The organism is bacterium, assembly GCA_040757115.1.
Taxonomy (GTDB): domain Bacteria; phylum UBA9089; class CG2-30-40-21; order CG2-30-40-21; family SBAY01; genus JBFLXS01.
Window position 1 is genome coordinate 1 of the sequence record JBFLYA010000289.1, and the last position, 4,393, is coordinate 4,393.

General features: G+C 35.2%; 4 protein-coding genes. 3 read left to right on the forward strand and 1 reads right to left on the reverse strand.

Going from position 1 to position 4,393, the window contains the following annotated elements; translation table 11 throughout:
- Positions 1–218 precede the first annotated feature (218 nt).
- The 3 genes from AB1422_17200 (at position 219) to dprA (ending at position 4,140) form a co-directional block, all read left to right on the forward strand.
- Positions 219–2,156: a bifunctional (p)ppGpp synthetase/guanosine-3',5'-bis(diphosphate) 3'-pyrophosphohydrolase gene (locus tag AB1422_17200; GenBank protein ID MEW6621040.1), complete on the forward strand. Its 1,938-nt coding sequence runs from the start codon at positions 219–221 to the stop codon at positions 2,154–2,156.
- 94 nt (positions 2,157–2,250) lie between these two features.
- Positions 2,251–2,574 carry a hypothetical protein gene (locus tag AB1422_17205; protein MEW6621041.1) on the forward strand — a complete coding sequence of 108 codons (324 nt, stop codon included), beginning with the start codon at positions 2,251–2,253 and terminating at the stop codon, positions 2,572–2,574.
- Positions 2,575–3,036: 462 nt separating this feature from the next.
- Entirely contained in the window at positions 3,037–4,140 is a 1,104-nt protein-coding gene (dprA, locus tag AB1422_17210; GenBank protein ID MEW6621042.1) for a DNA-processing protein DprA, read from the forward strand.
- Here dprA and AB1422_17215 read toward each other — a convergent pair.
- On the reverse strand, positions 4,137–4,310 hold the full coding sequence (locus AB1422_17215; protein MEW6621043.1) for a hypothetical protein: 174 nt from the start codon (positions 4,308–4,310) through the stop codon (positions 4,137–4,139). The genes dprA and AB1422_17215 overlap by 4 nt on opposite strands.
- Between the last annotated feature and the right edge of the window lie 83 nt (positions 4,311–4,393).

Consider the following 4,393-nt stretch of genomic DNA (forward strand, 5'->3'; position numbering starts at 1 on the left):
ACAATCAATTTCTACCTATTTCTATAAATTTCAATCTATTTCTATTATCTTATCTCCATATCACTCTTATCTCCTTATCCCCTTTCTTACACTTTTGATATATAGCCTGAACGGTTACAATTTTTTTGATTCAAATAAAGGTATTGGGAATTAAATACTATTTAACCAATTACCAATTACCAATTACCATGTATGAAGAAATGACCTTCGAGAAATTAATGAAATTAATATTAAGTTATAACCCAAAGGCAGATACTAAATTGCTTGAACGGGCTTATGAAATAGCAAATATGGCTCACGAAGGGCAGGTAAGGCTTTCAGGTGAACCATTCATTACGCATCCTTTATGGGTAGCTTATATCCTGGCAGGACTTAAATTAGACACAGAGACGATTATCGCCGCTCTTTTACATGATTTGTTGGAAGATACTACTTTCCCGGTTAATAGAATTAAAGAAGAATTTGGGGAAGATATTTTTTTATTAATTGATGGTGTATCGAAAATCAAAAAACTTACTCATCCCCACAAAGTTGTTCAACAGGCTGAAAACCTACGAAAAATGCTTTTGGCAACCGCAAAAGATGTTCGGGTTCTATTGATTAAATTAGCGGATAGACTTCATAATATGCGGACAATAAAGTTTTTACCTCAAGAGGATAAAAAACTTCTTGTAGCTCAAGAAACTCAGGAAATTTATGCACCATTGGCTAATAGATTGGGTATTGGTAGATTAAGATGGGAATTGGAAGATTTATCCTTTGAATGTCTAAATCCAGAGGCTTATCGAGAAATAGCAAAAAAGATGACCGAAAAAAGAGAAAATAGAGAAATCTATCTTGAAAAGATTGAAAAAGAATTAACCTCAAAATTTAAAGAGGTAGGAATATCAGTTGATATTCAAAGTCGAGCAAAACATTTCTACTCAATTTATCTTAAAATGAAATCTCAAAATAAACCACTGGATGGAATATATGATACATTAGGTATTCGGATTATTACTAAGGATGAAAATGATTGTTATGGAGCACTGGGGATAATTCATTCACTCTGGAAACCTATTCCTGGAAGGATTAAAGATTATATTGCTGACCCTAAATCAAATGGCTATCGTTCACTACATACCACGGTTATAGGGACGGATGGAAAACCATTAGAAGTTCAGATTAGAACTAAAGAGATGGATATTATTGCTAAAGAGGGAATTGCCGCTCACTGGCATTATAAAGAGGATGGGGGACAAGGAAAGTTTGATACAAAATTAAATGAGAGATTAAAATGGGCAAGAAGGTTTATCGAGGCATACCAGGATTTATCTGACCCAAAAGACTTTATGGAACACTTTAAATTAGACCTATTTAGCGATGAGGTTTTTATCTTTACACCCAAAGGTCATGTAAAAAAACTACCTCTGGGCTCGACACCAATTGATTTTGCTTATGCTGTTCATACAGACATTGGAGACCATTGTCTTGGAGCCAAGGCAGGAGATAAGATTGTTCCTCTTGATTATAAACTTAAAAGTGGAGATATAATCGAGATAATCACTTCGACCAAAGTTAAACCTCATCAAGATTGGTTACAGATAGTCCGAACCTCTAAAGCTAAAAGTCGAATAAGACAGTTTCTGAAAAATAATGAGGAAGAAAAACCTTCTCATAAAGAAACCAAAGTAGAGGGACATCCTACAACTCATCTGAAAACTCATAAATCCTCAACTCCAAAAATAAAAATTAGTGGAGTAAATGGATTAGAGGTTAATTTTTCAAAATGCTGTAATCCAATTCCAGGGGATAAAATTGTTGGTTACATTACCAAAGGGCACGGCGTATCGATTCATCGAGCGATATGCCCAAATATTCAATCAAAATCTATTGATTCAACATATAAGATTGATGTCGCATGGGAAATTGAAAAGCAGGGTTTGTATGAAATAGGAATTTATGCCAGAGCATTCCCAAGAAAAAATTTACTTAATGATATGATGAGTGCAATCAACACGACACAAGGTTCAATTAATACTACCTGGACCGAAGTAGAGAGTAACGGCACAACTAAATATGGTTTTAATATCCTTATTAATGAAAAATCTCATCTCCAGAATATTATTAAACAACTAAAACAAATTCAAGGAGTTACAGAAGTTTATCGGGGATGAGATGTAAAGTATATTTACTAATATGCCGATATAATAAATATAGTGCTTTGTTGTACGTTTTGTCAAACAATTGGCAAAAAAGGGAGAGGAAAAAATGATTGATGATTGGGGGATTAATGTTAAAGTAGAGGCAGAATTAGTTAAATCGTGGATTGATACGAGGAAGATTGATTTTTCTACGATTAATGGATTCGTTCATATCCGTGGGGTGATGGAATTCCAATTAGACATCTTTGTTAATCCAGATGACCCGGAATATTTTGCTAAGCGGGCAGAGGTAGAAGCAAGTAAATTAAAAAGACTTGAATCACACCTGAAAAGGATAGCGGGTGTCCGAGGTGTGCGATTGGAATTAGACAATTGGGTTAAAATGGGTGATAGATGGGTTCGGAAAAAAATACCAGGTAAAGAAACATAGTCACTATTTAGTCATCTGAAGTGAAATGGACATAAGCCTGCGACTCACAATGATGATGAAAACAAAGGAATTCGGGATTGGGAGGTCGGGATTCGGGAATAAAAGAATCGTAGCTGTTTAGCGTGGTCAGAGAACACAAATGAATGGTACTGATTTAGTGCAAAACCACTTCAAACACAACAAGTTGTGTAATACAAAATCAAAAATTAAATATTAAAATGCAAAATGACATATCAAATATCAAAAATCTTGACTTCGTGTTTAATTTATTGTCTTACAAGTATTTTTGCATTTTGCTTTGTAATTTTGATTTTTACATTTTGATATTTGCATTAAACTCCTTGTGGAATATTTCGCACCGGTATCCTATTGTTTAACAAAGAGTTACTTCTCAAATCAACGCAATTTGGAACACGCTAAACACGTACAAAGAATCCCCGAACCGCGATTTTCAGGGAAATTATGAATAACACAGATATAAAATCATGGATTAGATTAAATATGATTAAAGGCATAGGACCGATGAGATTTGCTACCTTGCTGAAACATTTTGGAAGCCCTCAAGAAATCCTGTCGGCTAATGTCTCAAGTTTAAGCCAGGTAAAAGGAATTGGAAATCAGATAGCTACTTCCATCGTTGAACAAAAAGATAAAGTGGAAATAAACCGCGAACTTGAAAAGATTGAAAAAGAAGGGGTAAATATTTTAACCTTAAATAGTGAGGAATATCCTAAAAACTTAAAATCTATCTATGACCCACCACCAGTTCTTTATGTTAAGGGTGAAATCAGGACACAAGATAGGTTGGCGATTGCGATGGTTGGTTCGCGAGCCGCAACTACTTATGGAAAAACAATCGCTTACCGACTTGCTCAAGAATTAGTTCAATCTGGATTTACGATAGTCAGCGGATTGGCACGAGGAATTGATGTTGCCTCTCATCGTGGTGCAATTGAGACTAAAGGAAGGACAATTGCGGTTTTAGGTTGCGGCATAGATATAATCTATCCGCTTGAAAATAAAAGTCTGTTTTATGAGATTATAAATCAGGGGGCGGTTGTAAGTGAATTTCCATTTGGCACACCACCAGAAAAGTTTAATTTCCCACAACGCAATCGGATAATCAGTGGTTTATCACTGGGCACGGTTATTGTTGAAGCACCTCTACGAAGTGGGGCATTGATTACCGCAGATTGCGCCTTAGAGCAAAATCGCGAGGTATTTGCTGTCCCCGGACATATAGAAAGTAGATTAAGCAAAGGAACTCATCAATTAATCAAACAAGGGGCTAAATTAACGGAATCAGCACAGGATATAATTGAAGAACTTGAATTATTTACAGACGCATTAAAAAAAATCCCGGAAGTTAAAAAAAACAATGAAATAAAACTCTCAAAAGATGAAGAAAAAATATATCAGTTACTTTCTCCCGCAGAACCTCAATATATTGATACTATTTCCTCTTCCTCTCAAATGACTGCATCCCAGGTAGCCGCTCTTTTAATTCAACTTGAAATTAAAGGTCTAATTAAACAATTAATTGGTAAAAGATTTGTGCGATGTTAAATTGATGTAATTATTTGTAACCGTTCAGCCACAGAGGCACAGAGTTCACAGAGAATTAGAGAAATTAGCCACAAATGGACACGAATTAACCTCTGACATTCGATAAATGTAGTGCGAACCTTTAGATTCGCTTTCCTGCTTGCCAGAAGCGAGGCTAATTGCTTTTTCATAAATAGGTTCCTCTTTTGGGGAGAGCGATAGCAAGAAGAACTTTAATGTAAATATCAAAATGCAAATATCAAAATTACAATGC

Excerpts from the sequence above, each read along its gene's own strand:
- AB1422_17200 (MEW6621040.1), top strand. The coding sequence starts at position 219 with ATGAAATTAATATTAAGTTATAACCCAAAGGCAGATACTAAATTGCTT.
- AB1422_17205 (MEW6621041.1), top strand. The coding sequence starts at position 2,251 with ATGATTGATGATTGGGGGATTAATGTTAAAGTAGAGGCAGAATTAGTT.
- dprA (MEW6621042.1), top strand. The coding sequence starts at position 3,037 with ATGAATAACACAGATATAAAATCATGGATTAGATTAAATATGATTAAA.
- AB1422_17215 (MEW6621043.1), bottom strand. The coding sequence starts at position 4,310 with ATGAAAAAGCAATTAGCCTCGCTTCTGGCAAGCAGGAAAGCGAATCTA.